21 protein-coding genes and 1 tRNA gene are annotated in these 24,057 nt (G+C 55.6%); 14 read left to right on the top strand and 8 right to left on the bottom strand.

The genetic code is table 11. The annotated features are described in order from the left end of the window. Positions 1-26: 26 nt before the first annotated feature. Genes Abci_RS07185 through Abci_RS07165 form a run of 5 tightly spaced genes read left to right on the top strand, consistent with a single transcriptional unit; the run spans position 27 to position 6,635 of the window. Complete coding sequence (locus Abci_RS07185; protein ID WP_048838451.1) at positions 27-1,259, top strand: LL-diaminopimelate aminotransferase; 1,233 nt, start codon at positions 27-29, stop codon at positions 1,257-1,259. Continuing rightward, positions 1,256-2,572, top strand: a complete 1,317-nt coding sequence (locus Abci_RS07180; RefSeq protein WP_048838450.1) for a homoserine dehydrogenase — start codon at positions 1,256-1,258, stop codon at positions 2,570-2,572. The genes Abci_RS07185 and Abci_RS07180 overlap by 4 nt, the downstream gene beginning before the upstream one ends. Before the next feature lie 54 nt (positions 2,573-2,626). Continuing rightward, complete coding sequence (gene glpX / locus Abci_RS07175; RefSeq protein WP_048838449.1) at positions 2,627-3,625, top strand: class II fructose-bisphosphatase; 999 nt, start codon at positions 2,627-2,629, stop codon at positions 3,623-3,625. Between the two features lie 32 nt (positions 3,626-3,657). After that, entirely contained in the window at positions 3,658-5,481 is a 1,824-nt protein-coding gene (gene recJ / locus Abci_RS07170; protein ID WP_048838448.1) for a single-stranded-DNA-specific exonuclease RecJ, read from the top strand. 17 nt (positions 5,482-5,498) lie between these two features. After that, the gene (locus Abci_RS07165; protein WP_048838447.1) at positions 5,499-6,635 is read left to right on the top strand and encodes an MFS transporter; all 1,137 of its coding nucleotides are present in this window, start codon (positions 5,499-5,501) and stop codon (positions 6,633-6,635) included. A 31-nt stretch (positions 6,636-6,666) separates the two neighbouring features. Here the strand turns inward: Abci_RS07165 and Abci_RS07160 are convergent, their stop codons facing one another. From Abci_RS07160 to Abci_RS07150, 3 genes are all read right to left on the bottom strand, one after another. Next, on the bottom strand, positions 6,667-7,263 hold the full coding sequence (locus tag Abci_RS07160) for a GNAT family N-acetyltransferase (RefSeq protein WP_048838446.1): 597 nt from the start codon (positions 7,261-7,263) through the stop codon (positions 6,667-6,669). 95 nt (positions 7,264-7,358) lie between these two features. After that, positions 7,359-8,246 carry an RNA polymerase sigma factor RpoH gene (gene rpoH, locus Abci_RS07155; RefSeq protein ID WP_048838445.1) on the bottom strand — a complete coding sequence of 296 codons (888 nt, stop codon included), beginning with the start codon at positions 8,244-8,246 and terminating at the stop codon, positions 7,359-7,361. A 352-nt stretch (positions 8,247-8,598) separates the two neighbouring features. Continuing rightward, positions 8,599-9,945 (bottom strand): amino acid permease, encoded by a 1,347-nt coding sequence (locus tag Abci_RS07150; protein ID WP_084597566.1) that lies wholly within the window; start codon positions 9,943-9,945, stop codon positions 8,599-8,601. A 269-nt stretch (positions 9,946-10,214) separates the two neighbouring features. Between Abci_RS07150 and Abci_RS07145 the strand changes: the two genes are divergently transcribed. Then, positions 10,215-10,757, top strand: coding sequence for a cupin domain-containing protein (locus Abci_RS07145; protein ID WP_048838444.1), 543 nt, complete (start codon positions 10,215-10,217; stop codon positions 10,755-10,757). Between the two features lie 96 nt (positions 10,758-10,853). Here the strand turns inward: Abci_RS07145 and glnA are convergent, their stop codons facing one another. Next, a complete protein-coding gene (glnA, locus tag Abci_RS07140; protein WP_048838443.1) occupies positions 10,854-12,299 on the bottom strand; it encodes a type I glutamate--ammonia ligase in 1,446 nt (481 codons plus the stop codon). A gap of 124 nt (positions 12,300-12,423) precedes the next feature. Further along, positions 12,424-12,762: a P-II family nitrogen regulator gene (locus Abci_RS07135; protein WP_043551886.1), complete on the bottom strand. Its 339-nt coding sequence runs from the start codon at positions 12,760-12,762 to the stop codon at positions 12,424-12,426. Between the two features lie 236 nt (positions 12,763-12,998). Here Abci_RS07135 and Abci_RS07130 point away from each other — a divergent pair, with 236 nt between their 5' ends. From Abci_RS07130 to Abci_RS07120, 3 genes are all read left to right on the top strand, one after another. Further along, the gene (locus Abci_RS07130; RefSeq protein ID WP_048838442.1) at positions 12,999-14,171 is read left to right on the top strand and encodes an aminotransferase; all 1,173 of its coding nucleotides are present in this window, start codon (positions 12,999-13,001) and stop codon (positions 14,169-14,171) included. 74 nt (positions 14,172-14,245) lie between these two features. Then, a tRNA-His gene (locus Abci_RS07125) sits at positions 14,246-14,321 on the top strand. Between the two features lie 538 nt (positions 14,322-14,859). Continuing rightward, the gene (locus tag Abci_RS07120; RefSeq protein WP_084597577.1) at positions 14,860-17,268 is read left to right on the top strand and encodes a glucose/quinate/shikimate family membrane-bound PQQ-dependent dehydrogenase; all 2,409 of its coding nucleotides are present in this window, start codon (positions 14,860-14,862) and stop codon (positions 17,266-17,268) included. A 98-nt stretch (positions 17,269-17,366) separates the two neighbouring features. Here the strand turns inward: Abci_RS07120 and Abci_RS07115 are convergent, their stop codons facing one another. Beyond that, on the bottom strand, positions 17,367-17,537 hold the full coding sequence (locus tag Abci_RS07115; RefSeq protein ID WP_158319784.1) for a hypothetical protein: 171 nt from the start codon (positions 17,535-17,537) through the stop codon (positions 17,367-17,369). On the opposite strand from Abci_RS07115, the gene Abci_RS07110 reads away from it, so the two are divergent. Beyond that, on the top strand, positions 17,536-18,822 hold the full coding sequence (locus Abci_RS07110; RefSeq protein ID WP_048838441.1) for a DEAD/DEAH box helicase: 1,287 nt from the start codon (positions 17,536-17,538) through the stop codon (positions 18,820-18,822). The genes Abci_RS07115 and Abci_RS07110 overlap by 2 nt on opposite strands. A 233-nt stretch (positions 18,823-19,055) precedes the next feature. Here Abci_RS07110 and Abci_RS07105 read toward each other — a convergent pair whose 3' ends face one another. Continuing rightward, complete coding sequence (locus tag Abci_RS07105) at positions 19,056-19,538, bottom strand: Lrp/AsnC family transcriptional regulator (RefSeq protein WP_048838440.1); 483 nt, start codon at positions 19,536-19,538, stop codon at positions 19,056-19,058. A 92-nt stretch (positions 19,539-19,630) separates the two neighbouring features. Between Abci_RS07105 and Abci_RS07100 the strand changes: the two genes are divergently transcribed. Then, positions 19,631-20,623, top strand: coding sequence for a DMT family transporter (locus Abci_RS07100; protein ID WP_146806778.1), 993 nt, complete (start codon positions 19,631-19,633; stop codon positions 20,621-20,623). Beyond that, a complete protein-coding gene (locus tag Abci_RS07095) occupies positions 20,620-20,958 on the top strand; it encodes a tRNA-binding protein (RefSeq protein WP_048838439.1) in 339 nt (112 codons plus the stop codon). The genes Abci_RS07100 and Abci_RS07095 overlap by 4 nt, the downstream gene beginning before the upstream one ends. A gap of 21 nt (positions 20,959-20,979) precedes the next feature. Here Abci_RS07095 and Abci_RS07090 read toward each other — a convergent pair whose 3' ends face one another. Then, the gene (locus Abci_RS07090) at positions 20,980-21,960 is read right to left on the bottom strand and encodes an RluA family pseudouridine synthase (protein ID WP_048838568.1); all 981 of its coding nucleotides are present in this window, start codon (positions 21,958-21,960) and stop codon (positions 20,980-20,982) included. 214 nt (positions 21,961-22,174) lie between these two features. Here Abci_RS07090 and Abci_RS07085 point away from each other — a divergent pair, with 214 nt between their 5' ends. Then, positions 22,175-23,260 (top strand): FecCD family ABC transporter permease, encoded by a 1,086-nt coding sequence (locus Abci_RS07085; RefSeq protein ID WP_048838438.1) that lies wholly within the window; start codon positions 22,175-22,177, stop codon positions 23,258-23,260. 1 nt (position 23,261) lies between these two features. After that, positions 23,262-24,056 (top strand): ABC transporter ATP-binding protein, encoded by a 795-nt coding sequence (locus tag Abci_RS07080; RefSeq protein ID WP_048838437.1) that lies wholly within the window; start codon positions 23,262-23,264, stop codon positions 24,054-24,056. Position 24,057 lies beyond the last annotated feature (1 nt).

The raw sequence follows: 24,057 nt of genomic DNA, 5'->3' as shown, positions 1-24,057 counted from the left end.
CCCTAACCTTGGGTTTTTGAGTGTCCATGACCGAAGAATTTCACCGCATCCGCCGCCTGCCGCCTTATGTTTTTGCCTCCGTCAATCAGGCCAAAGCGGCAGCCCGAGCGCGCGGTGAGGACATTATTGACCTTGGCATGGGCAACCCAGACAGCCCGACACCACCTCATATTGTCGAAAAACTGGTGGAAAGCGTGCAGAACCCGCGCGCGCACGGCTATTCTGTCAGCAAGGGCATTCCTGGCCTGCGCCGTGCACTGGCGGGCTATTATGAGCGCCGGTTTAACGTGAAACTTGACCCTGAGCGTGAGGTCATTGCCACCCTTGGCTCCAAGGAAGGTCTGGCCAATCTGGCCTCCGCCATCACCAGCCCTGGTGACACCATTCTGGTGCCAAACCCGTCCTACCCCATTCATCAGTTCGGCTTCATCATTGCTGGAGCGTCTGTCCGCTCCATTCCCGCAACGCCGGACGATAACATGCTGCGGGCGCTGGAACGGGCCGTACGGCACTCCGTGCCCAAACCAACAGCGCTGATTGTCAACTTCCCCTCCAACCCGACCGCCTATCTGGCAGACCTTGATTTTTACAAGGAACTGGTGGCCTTCGCACGGCGGGAAGAAATTTTCATTCTCTCTGACCTTGCCTATGCTGAAATCTATTTTGGTGATCTGGTGCCGCCCTCCATTCTGGCTGTGCCTGGTGCCAAGGATATTGCGGTAGAATTTACCTCTCTTTCCAAAACCTACTGCATGGCAGGGTGGCGCATGGGTTTTGCTGCGGGGAATGAGCGGCTGATCTCAGCCCTCACCCGTATCAAGTCCTATCTTGATTATGGGGCCTTCACCCCTATTCAGGTTGCCGCCGTTGCGGCTCTGAATGGCCCGCAGGATTGCGTGGCAGACATTCGCGCCCTGTATAAGGAGCGGCGTGATGTGCTGATCCGTGGCCTGCACGCTGGCGGCTGGAACGTGCCGTCACCTGAAGGGTCCATGTTTGCATGGGCTCCTATCCCTGAACCCTTCCGTGAATTGGGAAGCGTAGAGTTCTCCAAACTTCTGCTGAAAGAAGCCGGAGTGGCAGTAGCCCCCGGCCTTGGCTTTGGCGAACACGGAGAAGGCTTTGTCCGTATCGGGTTGGTGGAAAACACCCAGCGCCTGCGGCAGGCCACACGTGCCATTCGCGGTTTTCTTTCGGCCCATGGTGTCAAACCAGAAGCCTCCTCCCCGTCCAGCAAGCCGGAGCCTGTCAAGTCGTGAGCGTAACACCCCCCTCTTCTCCTCTTCGTCTTGGTATTGCTGGGCTTGGCACCGTAGGTGCTGGCGTTATTCGGCTGCTTGAAACCAATAATGACCTGATTACAGCCCGCGCAGGCCGTGCCTTGAAGGTCGTGGCCGTAAGCGCACGCAACCGTACACAGGACCGTGGTGTCACTCTTGAAGGCCTGCGGTGGTACGACAACGCGGTTGATCTGGCTGCTGATCCCGAAGTGGATGTTGTGGTGGAGTTGATTGGCGGCTCAGAAGGGCCTGCCCGTGCCTTGGTTGAAGCCGCTCTTGCCGCTGGCAAGGCTGTGGTCACTGCCAACAAGGCGCTTCTGGCCCTACATGGCCCCGCCCTTGCCCAGAGCAGTGCTGCCAATAATGCTCCGCTTCTGTTTGAAGCCGCCGTAGCCGGGGGCATTCCGGCCATCAAAACCGTGCGTGAGGGGCTGGCAGCAGACCGCCTGCTGCGCATCGGGGGCATTCTGAATGGGACCTGCAACTACATCCTGACCGTCATGCGGGAGACAGGTAAGGACTTTGCCTCCGTTCTGGCGGACGCCCAGCAACTTGGTTACGCTGAAGCCGACCCCTCCACTGACATTGATGGCTGGGACGCAGCCCACAAGCTGGCCATTCTTGCTGGCCTGGCTTTTGGTCGGCCTGTAGATTTCAGCACGGTGCATGTGCAGGGTATTCGCCATATTGGCGCAGCAGACCTCGATTTTGCCCGTAAGCTTGGCTACCGCATCAAGCTGCTTGGTCTGGCCCGTATGGGAGACGCCGGGCTTGAAGCCCGCGTAACCCCCTGCCTTGTGCCGGAAGATGCCCCCATTGCACAGGTTGATGGCGTGTTTAATGCCGTTGTGGCGGAAGGCGCGTTTGCGGGCCGCCTGATGATTGAAGGCCGTGGCGCAGGTGCAGGCCCAACCGCCAGCGCCGTGACCGCAGACCTGATTGATATTGCCCGTGGCAACACCATTCCCGTATGGGGCGTGCAGACCACGCAGGCAGAGGCCTTGCAGGCCTGCCCTCTTTCTGCCGGAAAGGGCGCGTTTTATCTGCGCCTGCGGGTAGAAGACCGTCCCGGTGTGATTGCAGATATTACAGCCGTGCTGCGTGACTGCGGTGTGTCGCTGCGCAGTATGCTGCAACCCACGCCTGCACGGAATGATACAGCCCCGTATGTGCCGCTGGTTCTGGTCACACACCAGACATCAGAAGCCGCCATGCAGGACGCCGTAGCGCGTATTGACGCGCTTGATGTTGTGGCGGACGCACCGGTGGTCATCCGCATTGAAACGGACTGAGCTTTCACCAAGAAAAAGCCTGTCCATGCCTTATGTAAGAGGAAATATTGCCTGATGTCTGACAATCGTGAGCCAAAGCAGTTTGTAGTTTCTGACCGCAACCTGGCACTTGAACTGGTACGTGTTACGGAAGCGGCGGCTCTTGCCTCCTCTCACTGGACAGGCCGTGGCAAGAAAAACGATGCCGATGGTGCCGCTGTAGAAGCCATGCGTATTGCGTTCGATACGGTCGCCATTGACGGCACCGTGGTCATTGGCGAAGGCGAAATGGACGAAGCGCCAATGCTCTATATTGGCGAAAAAGTGGGCGCTGGCGGTCCGGCCATGGACATTGCCGTCGACCCGCTTGAAGGCACCAACCTGTGCGCAAAGGACATGCCAAACGCCATTACGGTGGTTGCACTGGCAGAAAAAGGTAATTTCCTGCACGCACCAGACGTTTATATGGACAAAATTGTGGTTGGCCCCAACCTGCCGGACGGCGTGGTGGACCTTGATGCCTCCATTGAAAACAATTTGCGCAATCTGGCCCGCGCCAAAGGCAAGGCGATTGAAGACATCGTGCTCTGCACCCTTGAGCGCGACCGCCATGAAGAACTGATTGCCAAAACCCGTGAAGCCGGAGCCCGTGTGCGCCTGCTGAGCGATGGCGACGTTGCCGCAGCCATTGCCGCCTGTATGGGCGACAGCCAAGTAGATATTTATGCTGGTTCTGGCGGTGCGCCTGAAGGGGTTCTGGCAGCCGCTGCCGTGCGTTGCGTCAATGGCCAGATGCAGGGCCGCCTGTTGTTTGAAGATGAAACACAGCGCGCCCGTGCCCAGAAAATGAACCCCGGCAAAGATCCGGACCGCAAACTGGGTCTGCATGATATGGCAGCGGGTTCCGTACTGTTCTCAGCCACAGGCGTTACATCCGGCACGCTCTTGCGGGGTATTCATCGCCACCCTACACATGCCGTGACACATTCTCTGGTTATGCGCTCCAAGTCCGGCACAGTTCGGTTTATTGAGGGGCACCATAACTTCAACACCAAAACATGGACCCCGCAATAACGCGGGGTTAGCACCCAGCACCTTTGGACGTCATGACTGTTCTCTCCCCCACCGCACCAGCCACACTCACTCAAACGCATGTGGCTCTGGGGGTAGAGACCAGCCTGTCTGGCCGCCGCTGGTTATGGCGGACCGGGGCGGATAATCCGGACTGTCAAAGGTTGGGGGCTGCCATTGCCCAACGGGCTGGCCTGCCGGAAATTGTAGGCCGCCTACTGGCATTGCGCGGGCTTTCGTTAGAGAATGCCGCAGATTTTCTGGACCCAAAACTACGGGCGCTTATGCCCAACCCGTCCACCTTGCAGGATATGGATATAGCCGCAGCCCGCATGGCGCGCGCTGTGCAGCAAGGCGAGACCATTGGCATTTTTGGCGATTATGACGTTGATGGCGCGTGTGCCTCCGGCATTCTGGCCTCGTTTTTTGAAGAGCTGGGCAGCACAGTCCACACTCATATTCCTGACCGGATGACAGAGGGCTACGGTCCTAACCTGCCCGCGCTGGAAAACCTTGCAGCACAGGGGGCCAAACTCATCATCTGTGTGGACTGCGGAACAGCCGCCGCAGATATCCTGAACCAGATGGCAGACAAAGCCGACCTGATTGTTCTAGACCACCATAAGTCAGAAGATGCCCTGCCCGCCATTCTGGCCACGGTAAACCCCAATAGACCAGACTGCCCCTCCCGCCTCAATCATATTTGCGCCGCGGCTTTGGCATTTCTGGCCGCCGTCGCCACAGCACGAGACTTAAGAGCTCTGGGGTGGTTTGACGCAAATCCCGCACCAGACCTGCTCCGCCAGCTTGATCTTGTCGCTCTGGCTACAGTGTGTGATGTCATGCCGCTGCAAGGCCTGAACAGGGCTTTTGTGGCCCAGGGCCTCAAGGTTATGGCACGCCGGCAGCGGGTTGGTCTGTCTGCCTTGCTTGAGATAGCCAGCGTTACCAAAGCCCCAGATGCGTTTTCCTGTGGCTTCGCTCTTGGCCCCCGCATTAATGCAGGCGGCCGTATTGCGGAAGCCGCCCTGGGCCTGCGCCTCTTACGGTGCGAAGACCCGCACGAAGCCAAGATTATGGCGGAACGGCTGGATGCCGTTAACCGCAAACGCCAAGGTGTTGAAGCTGAAATTCTGGACCTTGCCATGCAGCAGGCCACGGAACAGCGTGAAGCAGGGCATGCCGTTATTTTTCTGGCAGGCAAAAACTGGCACCCCGGCGTGGTGGGTATTGTCGCAGGGCGCATCAAGGAGCAGTTCAACCGGCCTGCGCTGGTTGGAGCTGAGCAAGAAGACGGGTCTGTCAAAGGCTCTGGCCGCTCCGTGCCGGGGCTGGACCTTGGCACTGTTATCATCGCAGCACGACAGGCCGGGCTGCTGACAACTGGGGGTGGACACGCCATGGCGGCAGGGTTTTCGCTCCCGGTCAGCAACGTAGCAGAATTTCATGCCTTTCTGGATGAAAGGCTGGCTGGCGCTGCGGAACTGCCCAACGCAGTAGACCTTGATATTGATGCAGCTGTCTCTGTCGGCGGGGCTACGGTTGATCTGGCCCAGAACCTTGCCACGCTTGCGCCGTTTGGCGCGGGCAATGCCGAACCTCTCATAGCCCTATCCCACGTACAGGTGGTGAAGGCAGACCGTATTGGCCGGGACGGAAATACGCTACGTCTGTTGTTAAAAGGTGCGGACGGGGGCCGCCTGAAAGCGCTGGTCTTCCGGGTGGAAAACAGCCCGCTGGCCCCCACTTTAGAAGATACAACACGCCCGCCCCTCCATTTAGCCGGTTACCTGCGCGCAGAGAGCTGGAATGGCCGAACAGACGTTACGTTCTTCATTCAGGATGCTGCACTGGCATAAACAGGGAACACTGGAACATGCCCGTTACGCCCCGCGCAGCCTGCCTTGCGACCCGCCTGGCCTTTTTATTAGGGGGTTTTGGGCTGGCCTGCTGGGCGCCTTTGGTCCCTTTCGCTCAGGAGCGCCTACACACAGACTCAGGTGCTATTGGCTCTTTGCTGCTGTGTCTGGGCACGGGGTCTGTTCTGGCCATGCTAGGCACAGGAGCCCTGAATAGTAGATTTGGCAGCAAGCCCCTTATTATTACAGGTGCTCTTGGCTTGGCCGTTACCTTACCTGGCCTTGCCCTAGCCCATACAGCGTTATTTTTAGCGGTCGTCCTTCTATTTTTTGGGGCGAGTCTGGGCGTGTTGGATGTTGCAATGAACATTCAGGGCACCGAAGTGGAACGCTTGGCCAAGCGCCCTCTGATGGCTGGGTTTCATGCTCTTTTCAGCATTGGGGGCTTTGCTGGCGCGGCTTTCATGACCTTCCTGTTGTCCTGCCATCTAACGCCCTTGCACAGCACGATTATCTGCTCCGCCTTGATGCTCGTCGTCCTGATCTATGCTTTCCCCCGCTTTGTCAGCACAAGGCAGGGAGAGGATGAACCGCTCTTTGCCATGCCGCGTGGTATTGTGCTGCTGCTCTCCCTACTGGCCGCCATCGCATTTCTGGCTGAGGGCGCCATGCTGGATTGGGGCGCGCTCCTGATTACCAGTGCGGGGCTATTACCGGTTGCCAAGGGCGGCATGGGCTACATGCTGTTTTCTATTGCCATGACTGTATGCAGGCTGTTGGGTGACAGAGTAACCACCCGCTTGGGGGCTGCCACCGTCCTCAGCGGGGGCGCGGTTCTGGCTATTCTCGGCATAGCCTGCCTTCTGCTCTCACCCTTTAAACCATTGGCTTTATCCGGGTTCGTTTTCATTGGGCTAGGCATTGCCAATATTGCCCCCATTCTCTTTCGCAGGGCGGCGGAACAAACCGTCATGCCTGCCGGGCTTGCGGTTTCAGCCCTGACCACCATTGGATATACCGGTGTGTTGCTTGGCCCTGCTGGCATTGGTTTTGCCGCAAGCCTTGTCACCTTAAAGGGTGCGTTCTGGCTGCTGGCAGGCCTGCTGTGCTGTGTTCCCCTTTGCGCCCGCCGCGTAGCGTACGCAAAAGCCTAAATACTCAGCCATAGTCTGTTGTGCATGGGGTTCAGACGCGGCGCAAACCATGCTGCAAGTGCATTTTTACGGCGGGCCATTCAGTAGCAATAATGCTGTACACGCATGTGTCGCGTAAAGACCCGTCCGCCATACGCATGTGGCTGCGCAAAACACCATCCAACTTCGCCCCCAGCCGCTCAATAGCTTTCCGGCTGCGCTGGTTCAGAAAATGGGTTCTTAATTCAACGACAGAACACCCCATGGTTTCAAATGCATGGGTTAGCAACAAAGTCTTGGCCTCTGTGTTCAACCCGGTCCGTTGAGCACTGGCCGCGTACCATGTGGAGCCTATTTCCACCCGCGGCACGTTGCGGTCTATGTTCATGTAACTTGTCATACCCACGACACGGTTGTCCGCTGTATTAATGACCGTATAGGGCAACATGCTTCCTGCATCCTGCAATGCCAACCGGCGGTCGATTTCCGCCTGCATTTGCTCAGGGCGTGGCACTGTGGTGCACCAGACAGTCCATAACTGACCATCCTGCACGGCCTCAGCCAACGCAGCACAATGAGTATGCTGGAGGGGCTCAAGGCGCACGGTAGCACCACTCAGCATGGGCGGCGTGGCAGGAATTTTGGACATATCACTCTCATATCAAACAAAAAAGGAAGGCAAAGCCCTCCCTTTTTCAGCACAGTTTGCAATGCGGCCTGATTTCCAGCCGCAAGCAGGTTGCGTTATTTACCAAGCACTTCGTTACGCCGGGCATCCACTTCTTTCTTCATGGCTGCCTGTACCTTCTCAAAAGCGCGCACTTCAATCTGGCGTACACGCTCACGGGAGATACCGTATTCGTGTGCCAAATCTTCCAGTGTGGACGGCTCATCCATGAGACGGCGTTGCGTGAAGATATGTTTTTCACGCTCGTTCAGCGTATCCAACGCGGAGGTCAACAGAGCTTTACGACCGGAGAGCTCTTCGTTCTCAGCGTAAACTTCTTCCTGGTTATGTTGGTCATCAACCAGGCGGTCCTGCCACTCACTGCTTTCATCAGTGCGCATGGGCGCATTCAGGCTGTGGTCTGGTGCCGCCATACGGCGGTTCATGTTCACCACATCCTGCTCAGGCACGCCAAGCGTTGTGGCAATTTTGTTCACCTGTTCCGGCTGCAAGTCACCATCTTCAATAGCCTGCATCTGCCCCTTCAGACGGCGCAGGTTGAAGAACAGTTTTTTCTGGGCTGCGGTCGTACCCATTTTAACCAGAGACCAACTGTGCAGGATGTATTCCTGAATAGCTGCGCGGATCCACCACATGGCATAAGTTGCCAGACGGAAGCCTTTATCGGGGTCAAAGCGGCGGACGGCCTGCATCATCCCCACATTGCCTTCGCTAATCAGCTCATTCACCGGCAAGCCGTAGCCACGGTAGCCCATGGCAATTTTTGCCACCAGACGCAGGTGAGATGTCACGAGTTTATGGGCAGCCTGAACATCGCCTTTGTCTTTCCACAAATGGGAAAGACGCAGTTCTTCCTCCGGTGTCAGGAGCGGGTATTTGCGAATGTCCTGAAGATACCTTGACAGATTATTTTCAGGACCAACATTGATAACAGAAGACACCATAGGTCAGCACTCCTCTGAACTGAAAAGCTCCCTGCCTTGCACCAGACGTTTCGCTAGGTGGTGCAGTGCTGAAAAAGAGGCAAGCTCCAGCCAAAAGTGGTAGGACTTACGCTCTCCTCCTCCACCCCCCTTCTGGGCAGCGCGGGGGAGGAAGCGTCCAATCATGATGGCCTGTTTAAGAGCGCACCAGTTTGGTAAGGCAGGGTGCGCCTGAATCTCTATGCTGTCAAGAAAGTCAGGCTTTGTGCGGCTCTAACGCGAGCAGTCCTGCAAGAGTTCCCGCATTTTCTAAACTTCCTGACAAACAACCAGATGATTGCTTCATGGCACAGGCACGAGTCTCTCAGTTCTGCTACTGAGGCATAGGGCCTCCCCTGAGGCGCACCCAACCCCCAAATGCCATACAGCACAGTGCTGCCACCCCTATGCCGAGCTGATACCGGGTTTCAGCAACACTCACCATGGCGGCAAGTGCTGTGGCCAGTAGCCCCAGCGCTAGCCAGCCCTTCCAAGCTTGCGCGGTGCATAACCGGATACGGCTGCACACGATCAACGTATTATAGAACATCACAAACGTGCCAACGATGGACACGAGAAACGCAAAAATGAGGTGTGGTGAAAACGCCGCACACCCCGACACTAGTAAAGCCGCCATAGCACTGGCCAGAATGGCCCTTTGTGGCACACCGGCCCTGCCGCTGAGCTTACAGAAAAAGCGGGGCATGTCACCGCGCTGCGCCATCTCGAATACCACGCGCGATGTGGCATAAACCCCGGAATTGAGGGTGGAGAGCGTGGCAGAAAGAATAACCAGCCCCATAGCGGTTGCCGCATACGGAACCTGAAACCGGTTCAGCACGGCCAGAAAGGGTGAAACCCCCTGCTCCTGATCCGACCACGGCATGAGGCATAGAATGAGTATGATGGACGTCAGGTAAAATACCAGCAACCTGACAGCCACCGTGCGGGTCACGCGGGCAATGTTTCGGTCTGGTTCATCCGTTTCCAGCGCGGCAATTGTCGCAACCTCGCTGCCGGTCATGGAAAACAGAGCCGTTGGAATGGCGGCCATAAATGCTAACAGACCTTGCGGCAGAAAACCGCCATGCCCAAACAGGTTCTCCTGCACAGGCACCGTATGCGTGCCCAACAGATAAACCGAAATAGCAATAAAGCCGACAATCGCCACAACCTTGATCATGGCAAACCAGTATTCAAACTCTCCATAATGACGCACGGAAAGCAGGTTTATGCCGGTCATGAAGGCAAGAATGAGAAACTCAATCGCAGCAAACGGCAAGGGGATATACGGCGCCATGAGCGATGCGGAGGCAATAACTTCCACCCCCAGCACCGTAATCCAAATCAGCCAATACACCCATCCCGCCACAAAGCCGGGCAGTGCCCCCAGGGCATAGGTAATCTGGCTGATAAAAGACCCATGACCCGGCGCAGCACGGGCAATATCGCGTAGGGAGATATTGACCAGAAACATCATGGCCCCGGCAATCAGGTAAGACAGGATTACACTGGGGCCAGCTGTCAGTATTGCCCCTGAAGACCCGACAAATAACCCCGCCCCTATGACCCCTCCTAACGAGATCATACTGACGTGGCGCGTCTTCAACCCTTTTTTGGGTTCCTGCTGGTCATGCACAGCCATGGCGCTGGTGTTATGAGAGGACTGGTTGTGCGTCATGACCCGCGCCTTTTGCGTGCATATCGTTCCGGCTCAGCGCTGCCAGGCAAAACCACACCGTGAAGACAAACTGGCAGGGTTTTGGTGCATCATTGAGATAAGCTGAACATTCAAGAGGTTATAAGGCGCAAAATCAACCCACTCCCGGCAAGCCGCCTGCATCCTTCTTCTCCACTCTGACCAGAATTCACATTTGGCTTAATAGCATTATTGGTTATATCATTACGATAAGAGAATATAAAGTTAGCGTACCAAGGGGCCAGCACATCATGGATGTAGGGAGCACACTCTATGCATTACGCACGCAACGCGGTTTTTCCCAAAGAGAGCTGGCCCGACGCTGTGGCGTGGCAAACGGCACAATCTCTCTGATTGAGGCAAACGCCATTAACCCGTCGGTTGGTCTGCTGCGCCAGATTGTTGATGCACTACCCATGAGCTTGTCTGACTTCTTTGCGTTTGAGCAAAGTGAGGAGCGCAAACTTTTCTATCGTGCTCAAGATCTGAGCGAGATTGGCACCAACGGCATCTCTTACCGCCAGATCGGGAATAGCCTGCACGGCCGTGCCCTTCAGATCCTCAATGAAGTGTACCAACCCCAAACAGACACAGGCCCGGAACCCCTCCGGCATGAAGGAGAAGAGGGCGGCGTTGTTGTCAGCGGTGAAATAGAAGTGACGGTTGGCGACCATACCACCGTTCTGGGGCCGGGGGATGCGTTTTACTTTGACAGCTCTCGCCCTCACCGTTTCCGCAACATTGGGTCACAGCCCTGCCATCTTGTCACCGCGGCAACACCGCCCTCCTTCTAAGCAGCCCCGCCTCTCCCCTCTCCCGAACAGAGACCATAAAAAAACGCGGCCCTCAGAGAGAGCCGCGCCTTTTGTCTGGTCTTCCCGACGGAAAGATTAGACTGAGTAGTACATTTCAAACTCAACCGGGTGTGGCGTGTGTTCAAAGCGATACACATCTTCCCACTTGATGTTGATGTAGCTTTCAATCTGGTCTTTGGTGAACACGCCACCAGCCAGCAGGAACTCGTGGTCAGCCTGGAGGGCTTCCAGAGCTTCACGCAGGGAGCCTGCAACGGTCGGGATCTGCTTCAGTTCTTCCGGAGGCAGGTCGTACAGATCTTTGTCCATGGCATCGCCAGGGTGGATCTTGTTCTTGATACCGTCCAGACCAGCCATCAGCATGGCAGAGAATGCCAGATAAGGGTTAGCTGTTGGGTCCGGGAAGCGAACTTCAACGCGCTTTGCCTTGGGGTTGGTTGCGTATGGAATACGGCAGGAAGCAGAGCGGTTACGGGCAGAGTAAGCCAGCAGCACAGGTGCTTCAAAACCCGGAATCAGGCGTTTGTAGGAGTTGGTGGACGGGTTGGTAAAGGCATTCAGAGCCTTTGCATGCTTGATGATACCGCCGATGTAATACAGTGCGGAATCAGACAGGTCAGCATAGCCGTTCCCAGCAAATGTAGGCTTGCCGTCTTTCCAGATGGACTGGTGAACATGCATGCCTGAGCCGTTATCGCCATAAATTGGCTTTGGCATGAAGGTTGCTGTCTTGCCGTAAGACTGTGCCACGTTGTGGATACAGTATTTGTAGATCTGCATGAAGTCAGCAGAACGCACCAGTGTGTCGAACTTGGTACCCAATTCGTGCTGGGACTGTGCAACTTCGTGGTGGTGCTTTTCAATCGGCAGGCCCATTTCACCCATGGTTGCCAGCATTTCTGCACGCAGGTCAGATTCGCTATCAACAGGGGCAACAGGGAAGTAGCCGCCTTTAACACCAGGGCGATGGCCCATGTTGCCTTCCGGATAGTCCTTCATGGACGCACCAGGGCCTTCAATGCTGTCAAGCTGGTAGGTGCCAAAGTTGGGGCCTGTACCAAAGCGGACGTTATCGAAGATGAAGAATTCAGCTTCCGGACCAAAGAAGGCTGTGTCACCCAGACCGGAAGACTTCAGATACTGCTCAGCCAGCTTGGCGGTAGAGCGTGGGTCACGGTTGTAGGGCTGACCGGTTGAAGGCTCGATAATATCGCAGAACAGGATCAGCTGCGGACGAGCAGAGAACGGGTCCATGACGGCTGTTTCAGGGTCGGGCAGCAGCACCATGTCGCTTTCATTAATGGCTTTCCAGCCAGCAATGGAGGACCCATCGAACATGAAGCCTTCGGTGAAGGTATCTTCTTCAATGGTCGTAATATACTGTGCCGTGTGATGCCACTTGCCGCGCGGGTCGGTAAAGCGCAGGTCAACCAGCTCAACCGAATGTTCCTGAATGAGCTCAAAAACCTTGGCAATAGCTGCGGCCTTGGCATCACCCGCAGACGTCGTTTTCTTAACCATTCTCTCTTCACCTACAACCTGTTGCGCACCGGAACGCTTCCGGCACGGCTAGGATTATCAAATGTGCGCCCTGTGGCACGGCTACCCGGCCATGCCCAACAGGCTGGCCATGTATGGCAGCACCTCAGATGGCGTCTTCTCCTCTTTCCCCCGTGCGGATTCGGACCACGTCCTCCACCGGAAGAATAAAGATCTTTCCGTCTCCGATTCGTCCCGTGCGGGCTGCGGCCGATATAGCCTCAACCGCCCGTTCAACCAGATTGGCCGGACAGACAACCTCAATTTTCATTTTGGGCAGAAAATCAACAATATACTCTGCGCCACGATACAGTTCCGTGTGCCCCTTCTGCCGCCCGAAGCCTTTTGCCTCGATTACGGTAATCCCTTGCAGGCCGAGTTCGTGAAGGGCTTCCTTCACCTCGTCCAGCTTGAAGGGCTTTATGATGGCCTCGATCTTTCTCATGTCACATCATCAATATATTACTGCTGCACCCTGTTTGAGGGGTCCGTCTTTTGTGCAGCCATGCCCTTAAGGCATGAGTACCCAAGCCGAACCCCCACAAACTTGCACGGGTTGGCCGCATGAGCAATCGGGCATATGCGAAATAGTATCGATAAAGCACTGACCCAGTATCCTGACGCATGGATTTTGGCTGTTTTTGCTGGCACTCTCCACCCCGCCAGAAAAGGAGGCCTGACATGACAAAACCGCTCAATCGCCTGTTGGAGGCGCAGCCCACCACTATTTTCACTGTCATGTCCGCTCTGGCGCGCCAGCATGATGCTGTAAATCTCGGTCAGGGTTTTCCAGACACGGAAGGTCCACACGACATGGTGCGCGTTGCGGCAGACGCGCTCCTGGATGGCCAAAACCAGTATGCCCCCCTCACCGGGCTGCCAGAACTGCGGCAGGCTGTGGCCGACTCCAACGCTCGATTTCAGGGCCTGACCATCAACCCCGATTCTGAAGTAATCGTCACATCTGGGGCTACAGAAGCCCTTGCCATCTCTCTCATGGCGCTCATTGAACCGGGAGATGAAGTCGTTCTGATTGAGCCGCTATATGACACCTACCTGCCAATGGTCCGCCAGCTTGGTGGCGTCCCCAAACTGGTCAGGCTGGAACACCCTGACTGGACCCTCCCGCTGGATGCTCTGGCCAACGCGTTTTCGACCCGCACAAAGGCCATCCTGCTGAACACCCCCATGAACCCGACCGGAAAGGTTTTCACGCAGGAAGAACTGACAGTCATTGCAGGCTTACTGAAACAATACGATGCCTATGCCGTATGTGATGAAGTGTATGAGCATTTGACCTTTGGCGCGCCCCACATCTCCCTTATGGCGCTCCCAGACATGCGGGAGCGTTGCATACGCATTGGCAGCGCTGGCAAAAGCTTTTCTCTGACAGGATGGAAGGTCGGCTACGTTACCGCACCGGCACCACTGGCAGCTGTGATTGCGAAAGCCCACCAGAACCTAGTGTTTGCCACAGCCCCCAACCTGCAACGCGCCGTGGCCTATGGATTAAACAAGGACACACATTATTTTCAGGGTCTGGCCGCAGACCTTGCCCATAAACGTACTATTTTATCTGACGGCCTCCGCAGCGTAGGGCTGGAGGTTCTGCCTTGTCACGGCAGCTACTTCGTCATGGCTGACATCTCTCCCCTCGCACAAGGGGAGGACGACATGGCCTTTGCACAACGCCTGACACGGGAAGCTGGGGTTACGACCATTCCGGCCTCCGCCTTTTATGACGCCAGCAATGGCGCTCCACCCATCCACCTGCTGCGCTTTGCCTTTTGTAAGCAAGAAGCCGTCCTGCAAGAGGCTATTGGCCGGATCCGCGCATGGCGCGAACGCACCTGAAAAAAATCACTTCATCTGGCAAACTATGGATTGACGGATGAAGTGCGCTTTCTTATATGACCCCTAGCTGTGTGGCGGACGTAGCTCAGTTGGTAGAGCGCCGGTTTGTGGTACCGGTTGTCGCGGGTTCGATCCCCGTCGTTCGCCCCAGCCATTCATCATTTGAAAATTTATTATGTTTTTAGTTGGTGTGTATTTGCCGACTTACTATTCTATTGCCGGCTGTATACTCAGAGCGTATGAAACATAAATACAATATGTTTTTCCCTAAATAAAATTAAGTATAATTTATAGATTATTCTAAAAAATCCCAGTTTGTGTGACTTTTATTCTCAGTTACACATTAGAAAAACCCCTTATTCTCAAGAGAAGGAAACGGTTTTTACTAACCTTTCTTACACTCATAAATATCTCTCAGCAGATAATGCAACTTCATGTGTTTTGATTAGCTTTCCAAAATCACTTAGGTACATTTAAAAAATATTATTCAAAAAATATTTGAGCCAACATATCCCTGCCAATATATTTTTTTAAATTATGAAATACAAATAAATTCATTGCGTATTCCTATTTTACTTTATTCCCCATGAATTTTTTCATTTATACTTGGAAAGATATATTCTTTCATTTTTTTTATAAAATAGCGTATGCTTGTCGTACATTCCTTATAACATTGATGGTTATCTGCATGACAACATCACCTCCCCGCTCCGGGTTGCCTGTGACCTTAACAGTTATTCTTTTCCTGTGTCTTGGGCTCTTCCTTACTCTCGGCGGCGGCTGGCTCGCTGCTTTGGGTGGGTCAATATTCTATCTCTTCAGTGGTGTTGTGCTGCTGGTCACTGCCGTGCTGCTGCTCAAACGGTGGCGTGAAGCACTCTGGCTGTACGCTGCGCTCGTGTTTGCCACTCTTCTGTGGTCCGTATGGGAAGCCGGGTTTGACTTCTGGGCACTCGCGCCGCGTGGAGACGTTATTTTGCCCCTAGGGCTCTGGCTGCTCCTGCCGTTTGTCTCTCGCCAGCTTCTTCCTGCCAGCAACATCAACCGTGTGCCTCTTGCCGTAGCTATTGTGGCTGGGCTTGGCGTGTACGGCTATGCGCTCACACAGGACCCACAAGACCAGCCGGGAGCCCTGCCCACAGTTGCACAACAGGGTGGCGCATTAACCCCTGCTGACTCCGCAGAAGCACCAGCATCTGACTGGCCCGCTTATGGCCGCACCCAGTTTGGTGACCGCTACTCTCCGGTTGCACAAATTACACCAGCCAACGTCAACAAGCTTAAGGTGGCATGGGTTTTTCAGACGCACGACCTGAAAACGCCAAATGACCCCGGCGAATTTACGGATGAAGCGACCCCTATCAAAATACGGGACACGCTTTACCTATGCTCCCCACATCAGATGGTCTTTGCGCTGGATGCCGCAACCGGCAAACAGAAATGGAAGTTTGATCCCAAGCTTGCCTATAACCCAAGCTTCCAACACATGACCTGTCGGGGTGTGTCCTATGCTGAAGTGCATGAGGGCGATACCACGACCGATGGCTCCCCCGCGCCAACGGAAGACTGCACACGCCGCATTTTTCTGCCCACCAATGATGGCCGCCTGATTGCCCTGAATGCTGAAACAGGAGCCACCTGCCCAAGTTTTGGCACCAACGGTACAGTTGACCTGTCTGCCGGTATGCCCATGCGTGAAGCAGGGTTTTATGAACCAACATCTCCGCCGGTTGTCACCAGCAAGGTTGTCATTACTTCCGGGGCTGTTACCGATAATTACTCAACGCACGAACCTTCCGGTGTAACCCGCGCCTACGACCTGTACACGGGTCGCTTGGTCTGGGCGTTTGATACGGGTAACCCCAACCCGAACGAACTGCCGTCCGACACACACCATTACGTTGCCAACTCCCCAAATTCCTGGATTACGTCATCTTATGACGCCAAGCTGAACCTGATTTACATTCCTACAGGGGTTGCAACGCCGGATATCTGGGGTGGCCACCGCTCTGAAGATCAGGAACGCTATGCCTCTGGCATTCTGGCGCTCAACGCTGATACGGGCGAAAAAGTATGGTTCTACCAGACCGTGCATCACGACCTGTGGGACATGGATATTCCCTCCCAGCCCAGTCTGGTTGATATCCGCCAGAAAGACGGCACCATTATTCCGGCCCTGTACGCACCAGCAAAAACCGGCAATATCTTTGTGCTGGACCGCCGGAACGGACATCTGATTGTCCCTGCACCAGAAACACCTGTGCCACAGGGTGCTGCACCTGGTGATCACGTTGCCGCAACGCAGCCTTACTCGGCCTTAACGTTCCGGCCCAAGAAGAACCTGACCGATGCGGACATGTGGGGCGGCACCATGCTGGACCAGATGGTGTGCCGTATCATGTTCAAAAAACTGCGTTATGACGGGCCGTTTACACCACCGTCCCTCCAAGGCACGCTGGTTTTCCCCGGCAATCTTGGCATGTTTGAATGGGGCGGCCTTGCGGTTGACCCGGCACGTCAGGTGGCGTTTGCCAACCCCATTGCCATTCCGTTTGTTTCTACCCTCATTCCGCGCAGGCCAAAAAATCCAGCACAGCCAGATCCTAACGCAGGCCCGTCCGGGTCAGAAAGCGGTGTGCAACCCCAATACGGCACACCTTACGGAGTAGACCTGCACGCGTTTCTGTCACCTCTGGGGATTCCGTGCAAACAGCCGGGTTGGGGCTATGTTGCGGGGATTGACCTGAAAACAAACACCATCAAATGGATGCACCGTAACGGCACTGTGCGTGACAGTTCTCCCCTGCCCCTGCCCTTCAAGGTAGGTATTCCGTCATTGGGTGGGCCGCTTACCACTGCGGGCGGCGTAGCCTTCCTGACATCTACGGCAGACTATTATATCCGCGCTTATGACGTGACGACCGGCAAGCAGCTCTGGCAGGACCGCCTGCCAGCGGGTGGTCAGTCCACGCCTATGAGCTACGAGGCCAATGGTCGCCAGTTTGTTGTTACGGTAGATGGTGGCCACGGTTCCTTTGGCACTAAACTGGGCGACTACATTGTTGCCTACGCCCTGCCAGACGCGGCGCAGCATTAAACTATCTAGGCAGGAATCTGTCGGAGGCACCTCATGTGCCTCCCCCCGACTCTGGCGAGCACGATGTTTTGCTTCTGCTCGCCAGACACGTCTTTACCTCAAAACCAAAGTTTTACGTTTGCCACTGGCAGCTTCAGGAAAACTGCCAGTCTGCGCCTGCTTTGCGCGTTGACGCCTGTCAGCATCACACGTAAAACGCCGCTTCCTGTAAAACAGCCAAGCCCTACCAGGCGCAGCCTTATGAAGCGCCGGAGGCGCTGCTTGACCATGTCCATCACCTTTGCTGATCTTTCTCTGACCCCGCCTCTCCTGCAGGCTCTGGCAGAAGAAGGCTACACGCACCCGACCCCTATTCAGGCGCAGTCTATCCCCTTCCTGCTGGAAGGCCGTGATCTGCTGGGTATGGCCCAGACCGGCACTGGAAAAAGTGCTGCCTTCTCACTCCCCCTGTTGCACCGTCTGTCCGTAAACCGTCGCCCTGCCCCCAAAGGTGGAGCCCGTGCGCTCATACTGGCTCCCACGCGTGAACTGGTCTCCCAGATTGCGGATGGGCTGGAAAAATTTGGTCGGCACCTGAACTTCAGCGTCACCAGCATTTTCGGCGGTGTAAGCCAGTTCCATCAGATTAACGCTCTGGCAGCCGGGGTGGATTTTATTGTCGCAACACCGGGGCGGTTGCTGGACTTGGTGACACAGGGCCTTTGTGATCTGTCTCAGCTCGAAGCTCTGGTGCTGGATGAGGCAGACCAGATGCTGGATATGGGTTTTGCCAAGCCTATAGAACGTATTGTCGCCATGTTGCCTGAAGACCGGCACACGCTGCTCTTTTCTGCCACCATGCCAAAATCTATCACCGCTTTGGCTGAAAGCATGTTGCGCAACCCGGCAAAGGTGGAAATTGCGCCGCCTTCAACCACTGTGGACCGCATTGAGCAGTCGGTCATGTTTTTGAATGCCGCCAACAAAAAAGCAGCACTGCTGGCACAATTACAAAACCCAGAGATTGGTCAGGCCGTTGTTTTTGCCTTGCAGAAAAACATTGCCAACGAGGTCTGCTCCTTTTTGACAGAAGCTGGCATTACGGCAGAAGCCCTGCATGGTAACAAATCACAAGGCCAGCGCGAACGAGCACTCGAAGCCTTCCGGGCAGGAACCGTGCAGGTTCTGGTTGCTACAGATATTGCTGCACGCGGCATAGATGTTGATACCGTCACGCATGTCTTCAATCACGACCTTCCACATCAGCCGGAAAGCTATGTGCACCGCATTGGCCGCACAGGCCGCGCAGGCCGTAGCGGTTTTGCCGTAACCCTTTGCGATGCTGAACAGCGGGCATGGCTGCACGCAGTAGAGCGTGAAATTGGCCGCACCTTAACCGTGGATGATGAGCACGAATGGCATTGCGAACAGGCACGCCATTCTACCCTGCCCGCTCCTGTGCTCGGAGGTGGCCCGGTCAAGCAGCCTAAGCCACCACAACAAAAGCGCGAGCGTAAAGTCTGGACGGAAGAAGAAAAACGCGCCGCCCGTGAGGCCGCTCTGGCAAAAGCCTGATCCTGCCCGCCAGCCTTCTCTGGAACGCAAGAGAAGGCTGGCGCCCTGATTACAAAACGAATCTTTCAGACGCGCTGACAGGCAATGTAAAAAAGCAGCCTGCCTCTCATAAGCTGGTCTTTACGAGCAACGAACATAACCGCACACACTGTTGAGTCTGTTTTAAAGTTATGATCCGTTCTCTAACACCGGTTCAAAACCATAGTCTGGAACAGCGACCGTAGGAAAAGCCGTTACGGAATAGTTATCGCGCTTCCTGTTTTTACACGATCAAGCGCAATAAGAGACCGGTAGCTTTCAACAGATTCATTTGTTGCAAAAAGTCGCCGCGTTATATCTTCGTAAGTCATCACATCCTTGGTCACAATAACCAGTAAAAAACTGGTTCCACCCGTCACATAATAACATTGCTGAACTTCTGGTGCGGCCCGGAATAATGCCTTGGCATTATCAACCGTCTCCAGCCGCTCATCTTTCATTGTAATTTCAACAATGGCTGTAATGCTCATGTTTACTGCATGAACATCCACCTCAGCACTATTGGCGACAATAATGCCTGCCTTTTCCATACTGGCAATGCGCCGCTGCACCGCCGCAGCCGAGAGGTTCACGCGATCCGCAATCTGCCTTTGCGGCATGCGGTTGTCGCGCTGCACCAATCGCAAAATGGCTTTATCAAAGTCGTCCAAGGGGCGGGAGGTGGATGGTTTTTTCATAGAACGAGTTTTTGTTGCATTTTGCCATGCAATCAAGAGCGCAAAACTCACTTTACCGATGATATATCTCAGTAGGTAAGGAGAACCTCAGTATGGCCATTGACCACTCCGCCCCTCATACTGCAACGACTCACACTATTCCTTTGGGTTTCCTTTGCGGTGCCGGAGCAGGTGCCCTGTGGGGATTGGTGTTTCTGGCCCCGGAATTTGTGCATGACTTTACCGCGCTCCAACTCGCGGTCGGGCGTTATCTGGTTTACGGCGCGCTCGCCAGCATCCTGATCGTACCGCGCTGGCCAGACCTTAAAAGGCATATCCACCAACGGGATTGGTTAGCTCTTTTCTGGCTCTCGCTTTTTGGTAACACACTCTTTTTCATCTTTCTTTCTCAAGCCATCCTTTTGGGGGGCGTAGCCCTGACGGCTCTTATCATTGGGTTCTTACCCGTTGCCGTTACGCTTATTGGAAGCCGTGAAAAAGAAGCGTTGTCGCTCAAGGCACTTGCTCCGTCGCTTTTCTTTTGCCTGGCCGGCGCCATCAGTATTGGGTGGCAAGCTCTGACCGCTCCCGGCTCCGCACAGCAGTCTCCCCTCGCCGTCTTCTATGCCCTAGCCGCCCTTGCCTCATGGACTATTTATACTGTGGGCAATAGTCGCCGCATCAAGCAGTTACGCGGTGTTTCCCTGCATGACTGGAACCTTCTGATGGGCCTTGCCACAGGCGCACAGGCCATGGCTCTGGTGCCGTTTGCTTTTATGTGGGGGCAGCCCGGTCATACCACCCCACAATGGGAAACTTTTGTGGCTGTTTCTGCTGCTGTCGCCATCATCGCATCTTTTAGTGGAAATGCCTTATGGTACCAAATGAGCCGTCTGCTGCCCTTAACCATGACGGGACAAATGATCCTGTTTGAAACGCTTTTTGCCCTTATCTATGGTTTCTTATGGGATTGGCGTTTACCGCATTCCTCTGAATTAGCTGCTTTCTTCTTTCTGGTTCTCAGTGTGCTGACATGCCTGTCCGCTCATCGGCCAAAAAACGTTCATCGCCATGCCACCTCTAGCCAACAGAGCGCCGAAATATGACCCAAATTACTTTTGATGATTTTTTGAAAACGGATATTCGTGTCGGCAGTATTGTCGATGTGCAGCCTTTCCCGGAGGCTCGCAAGCCTGCCTGGAAGCTCACCATTGACCTCGGCCCCGAGATTGGGCTCAAGCGCTCCAGCGCCCAGATTACAACCCTTTACACACAAGGGGACTTGCTGGGCAGACAGGTCGCGTGTGTTGTGAACCTGGGCCCACGGCAAATCGGGCCATTCATTTCTGAAGTTCTGACCTTGGGTTTTCCTGATGCTCAAGGGAATGTCGTGCTGGTTATGCCAGAGCGGCCTGTACCAAACGGGGGCCGCCTGTTCTAACTTACAGCTTCTGGCACGTCTTCACGGGTTTCCGCCAGCCAATGCGCTAACAAGCTCCTGCATGTCCTCTGGCATTGGGGCTTCAAACACCAAAGCCTCCCCTGTTCGTGGGTGGGTAAAGCCCAAACGGGTGGCATGAAGGGCCTGCCGGGGGAAATCCAGCGCGGCAGCCCGTGCATCCGGTGAGAGACCCTTGGCGGCAGCCGGAATACGGCGCAAATAGACAGGGTCTCCAATCAACGGGTGTCCGTTGGCAGAAAAATGCACGCGGATCTGGTGTGTGCGCCCTGTTGCCAGTTTGCAGGTGACAAGCGCCGCGCCCATCTCAAACGCTTGCAGGGTGCGGTAGTGGGTTAAAGCCCATTTCCCATTATGGGTGACTATGGCCATCCGTTTACGGTCCCGCTTGTCCCGGCCAATATCGCCCTCGTAATCCCCTTCCGCAGGGTTGGGGCACCCCCAGCATACGGCAAGATACGCCCGGTCTATCCGGCGGGCTGCAAAATCATCGGACAGCGCCAGATGGGCTTTTTCCGTTTTGGCGGCCACCATCAGGCCTGATGTGTCTTTATCCAGCCGATGCACAATACCCGGCCTGCGCTCACCACCAATACCTTTAAGACTGCTGCCACAATGGGCAATAAGACCGTTGACCAAAGTCCCGGTCTCGTTCCCCGGCGCAGGATGCACCACCAGACCGGCAGGCTTGTTCAGCACAATCAGGTCATCATCTTCATAAAACACATCAAAGGCTACGTTTTCTCCCTCCGGCACAGCAGGCGTTGCGGGAGGAATATGCAGCACATAATGCTGGCCTGTTTTTACAAGCTCGGCCGGTTCGGTCACGGTTTTTGTGCCGCAGGTCAGGTGGCCGTCTTCTATCAGGCTTTTGACGCGGGACCGTGACAGATCCCCAGAGCGGGCTGCCAGAAAACGGTCCACCCGCTCCCCCGCCTGATCGGGCTGGACATCAAAAAACAATGTCACCCCGGACGCTGGCAAACCCTGAGTCTGGTCATGCGGTATGCTGGGGTGTGTCACGTCTGGTCCTGCCTTTTGTCAATCGCGCGTCTTTGGGCACAAAGCCTGCTCGGTTGGCGGCAGTCAAGTTGTACACGGCCTTATTTCCACCCTGCACACAGAGTGTGCTACCCAGAGCAGTCGTTAAGAACGCGTACCAGCCTTCAGGGCGGGTCCAAAGATAAATGGATCATCCATGCCGCATCTGCCTGCTTCCGGTCCCGCGTCTGACACCCCGCTTACATCCAACGTCATCCGGGCAGCCTATAGCGCAACAGTAAGAAAGCGCGTGCAACGCCTCAGCCTTCTGGTCTGCGCCATTGCCCTTTCCTGTCTGGCAGATTTTGCCATTGGCCCTGCCGGACTATCCCCCGCAACCCTTTTCCACATTCTGCTGCACCCGGATACGGCCCCTGTAACCCAACGGATTATTGTGTGGGATATACGGCTGCCTTATTCGCTCATGGCGGTTTGTGTGGGGGCCGCATTGGGCCTTGCCGGGGCGGAAATGCAGACCATTCTGGCAAACCCTCTGGCAAGCCCCTTCACGTTGGGGATCTCCGCTGCATCAGCTTTTGGGGCTTCTCTCGTGCTGGTGCTCGGGCTGAGTGTGAGTGGCATTCCGGAAAGCGGCATGGTGGCACTGTGTGCGTTCACCTTTGCCCTTGCCTCCGTTCTGCTTCTGGATGGCGTAAGCAGGCGGCGGCAGGCCACGACGGGCACTGTCGTGCTGTTTGGTATTGCGCTGGTTTTCAGCTTTCAGGCCCTTGTCTCCCTCATGCAGTTCATGGCGACAGAAGATGCCTTGCAACAGCTTGTCTTCTGGACGTTAGGCAGCCTTGTTCGGGCCTCTTGGCCAAAAGTAGCCTTACTGGCAGGTGTTGGCTGTGTGGTCAGCGTGTTTTCCCTCCGGGCAGCCTGGAACCTGACAACCCTGCGCATGGGGGAAGAACGGGCAGCAAGTCTGGGGGTGGATGTGCAGCGTGTGCGCCGTGCAGCGCTATTGCGCATCAGCCTTCTCTCCGCTCTGGCTGTAGCTTTTGTGGGTGTTATTGGGTTTGTAGGGCTGGTTGCCCCCCATATTGCCCGCCGCCTGTTGGGAGAAGACCACCGCTTCTACCTTCCCGGTAGTATGGCGGCTGGGGCACTTATTCTTTCCCTGTCCGCCGTGGCGGCACGCATCTTGGTGCCCGGCGTTGTTGTACCAACCGGTATTGTGACCTCCCTTGTCGGGATCCCGTTTTTTCTTGCCATTGTCTTGCGGCGGGAAGGAGAGGCCTGACATGCTACCCCCTGACGCACCCAGCCTCCTAGCCCGGCATGTAACCGTCCGTTTTGGCCGCCATACCGTTTTGCAGGATGTTACGGCTGGACCATTCCAGCCCGGAAAAATCTGTGCACTTCTGGGGCCCAATGGCAGCGGCAAATCTACCCTCATGCGCGCCATGGCCGGGCTGCTCCCCTGCTCCGCAACGGTTACGTTAGGGCAGGACGCGCTCTCTGCCCTCCCCTTGGCGCAGCGTACACAACGCTGCCTGTATTTACCGCAGGCTTTGCCTGCCCCTGTGGATTTACCTGTGCTGGAAGCCCTGATTGCCGCACGCCATACCGGGCGCCTGCACCCCAGCCACACACAGGAAGACGATATTGAGTCTGCCCTGCACTGGCTTGAAAAATTCACAATCCGGGATCTGGCGCTCAAAAACATGAGCGCCCTGTCTGGTGGCCAACGGCAACTTGTGGGGCTGGCGCAAGCTCTGAGCCGCCAGCCGGACGCCCTGCTACTGGACGAACCCCTTAGCGCGCTTGATCTGCACCATCAGTTTGCCGTCATGGCCTTACTCAGGCGCGAGACAATCGCCCATCACCTCATTACCGTTCTGGTATTGCATGACCTGAACGCCGCCCTGAATATGACCGACCATGTGGTGGTGTTGCACAATGGTGTTGTCAAAGCTTCAGGCGCGCCAACCTGCGTATTGACCCCCGCTTTGCTGCGAGAGGTTTATCGGGTCCATGCCCGCGTAGAACAGGGTGCTGATGGCCGCCATTTTGTCAGTGTTGACGGCATAGCCTGAT

The organism is Acetobacter cibinongensis, assembly GCF_000963925.1.
GTDB classification, from domain to species: domain Bacteria; phylum Pseudomonadota; class Alphaproteobacteria; order Acetobacterales; family Acetobacteraceae; genus Acetobacter; species Acetobacter cibinongensis.
Note: the sequence above shows the minus strand (reverse complement) of the source record. Positions and strands in the feature narration are given on the sequence as shown.

Excerpts from the sequence above, each read along its gene's own strand:
- Abci_RS07185 (WP_048838451.1), top strand. The coding sequence starts at position 27 with ATGACCGAAGAATTTCACCGCATCCGCCGCCTGCCGCCTTATGTTTTT.
- glpX (WP_048838449.1), top strand. The coding sequence starts at position 2,627 with ATGTCTGACAATCGTGAGCCAAAGCAGTTTGTAGTTTCTGACCGCAAC.
- recJ (WP_048838448.1), top strand. The coding sequence starts at position 3,658 with ATGACTGTTCTCTCCCCCACCGCACCAGCCACACTCACTCAAACGCAT.
- Abci_RS07165 (WP_048838447.1), top strand. The coding sequence starts at position 5,499 with ATGCCCGTTACGCCCCGCGCAGCCTGCCTTGCGACCCGCCTGGCCTTT.
- Abci_RS07160 (WP_048838446.1), bottom strand. The coding sequence starts at position 7,263 with ATGTCCAAAATTCCTGCCACGCCGCCCATGCTGAGTGGTGCTACCGTG.
- rpoH (WP_048838445.1), bottom strand. The coding sequence starts at position 8,246 with ATGGTGTCTTCTGTTATCAATGTTGGTCCTGAAAATAATCTGTCAAGG.
- Abci_RS07150 (WP_084597566.1), bottom strand. The coding sequence starts at position 9,945 with ATGACGCACAACCAGTCCTCTCATAACACCAGCGCCATGGCTGTGCAT.
- Abci_RS07145 (WP_048838444.1), top strand. The coding sequence starts at position 10,215 with ATGGATGTAGGGAGCACACTCTATGCATTACGCACGCAACGCGGTTTT.
- glnA (WP_048838443.1), bottom strand. The coding sequence starts at position 12,299 with ATGGTTAAGAAAACGACGTCTGCGGGTGATGCCAAGGCCGCAGCTATT.
- Abci_RS07135 (WP_043551886.1), bottom strand. The coding sequence starts at position 12,762 with ATGAGAAAGATCGAGGCCATCATAAAGCCCTTCAAGCTGGACGAGGTG.
- Abci_RS07130 (WP_048838442.1), top strand. The coding sequence starts at position 12,999 with ATGACAAAACCGCTCAATCGCCTGTTGGAGGCGCAGCCCACCACTATT.
- Abci_RS07120 (WP_084597577.1), top strand. The coding sequence starts at position 14,860 with ATGACAACATCACCTCCCCGCTCCGGGTTGCCTGTGACCTTAACAGTT.
- Abci_RS07110 (WP_048838441.1), top strand. The coding sequence starts at position 17,536 with ATGTCCATCACCTTTGCTGATCTTTCTCTGACCCCGCCTCTCCTGCAG.
- Abci_RS07115 (WP_158319784.1), bottom strand. The coding sequence starts at position 17,537 with ATGGTCAAGCAGCGCCTCCGGCGCTTCATAAGGCTGCGCCTGGTAGGG.
- Abci_RS07105 (WP_048838440.1), bottom strand. The coding sequence starts at position 19,538 with ATGAAAAAACCATCCACCTCCCGCCCCTTGGACGACTTTGATAAAGCC.
- Abci_RS07100 (WP_146806778.1), top strand. The coding sequence starts at position 19,631 with ATGGCCATTGACCACTCCGCCCCTCATACTGCAACGACTCACACTATT.
- Abci_RS07095 (WP_048838439.1), top strand. The coding sequence starts at position 20,620 with ATGACCCAAATTACTTTTGATGATTTTTTGAAAACGGATATTCGTGTC.
- Abci_RS07085 (WP_048838438.1), top strand. The coding sequence starts at position 22,175 with ATGCCGCATCTGCCTGCTTCCGGTCCCGCGTCTGACACCCCGCTTACA.
- Abci_RS07080 (WP_048838437.1), top strand. The coding sequence starts at position 23,262 with ATGCTACCCCCTGACGCACCCAGCCTCCTAGCCCGGCATGTAACCGTC.